This window comes from Veillonella sp. 6_1_27 (assembly GCF_000163735.1).
GTDB lineage: Bacteria > Bacillota > Negativicutes > Veillonellales > Veillonellaceae > Veillonella > Veillonella parvula_A.
This window is the reverse complement of sequence record NZ_GG770221.1, coordinates 1-748: the sequence shown is the minus strand read 5'-3', so window position 1 is coordinate 748 and position 748 is coordinate 1. Positions and strand designations below refer to the sequence as shown.

General features: G+C 41.3%; 2 tRNA genes. Both read left to right on the top strand.

The annotated features are described in order from the left end of the window. The first annotated feature begins 95 nt into the window (after positions 1 to 95). Positions 96 to 172: transfer RNA gene (locus HMPREF0874_RS09815), tRNA-Ile, on the top strand. Positions 173 to 302: 130 nt separating this feature from the next. After that, a tRNA-Ala gene (locus HMPREF0874_RS09810) sits at positions 303 to 378 on the top strand. Positions 379 to 748: the final 370 nt, after the last annotated feature.

Genomic DNA, 748 nt, shown 5'->3' with positions numbered 1-748 from the left:
CGAGTAAGTAGACGTAGCATAAGCGCTAGCTGTACTTACACACTTATCATTGTTTGGTTTTGAGAGATCTGTAAAGACTCTCAATCTACAGATATGGGCCTATAGCTCAGCTGGTTAGAGCGCACGCCTGATAAGCGTGAGGTCGGTGGTTCGAGTCCACCTAGGCCCACCAGTTGGCTCATATAACTTGAAATACACTTTTGTGTAGAGTACAGACATTAAGAGCTAAAATAATAGGAAAAGCTTATAAAAGATAACGGATTCTTCGGAATGGATTATCGAGACTTAAGTGAACCCATTACGGGGGCGTAGCTCAGTTGGGAGAGCACCTGCCTTGCAAGCAGGGGGTCAGGAGTTCGAATCTCCTCGTCTCCACCATTTAGTATTTGACAGCGAGTCTGTGATATACTAATTGTTTGTTCTTTGAAAACTGCATAGAAGATAATTATATATATTTGTAAGGTCATCTCTTAGAATTTCTAAGTAGGTTGACCCGAGCACATAGGAAATAATTCTCTGACTTAATGGTGACGTACATGAAAATGTACGGCTACAAAAAACGACAATGTATCTAATGCATGTCAATATTATCTCTCATGTATTCAATCATGAGATTTTCGTTAGCATTTGATGCATATCTAGGAGCCTGAGCGAGATGAAGCCGCCGCGTACTGTTGTACGTAAGGCAAAATCGAGCGTGAGGCGACGACGATAGGCGCAAATGATAACGCAAAATAAGTAAAGATAA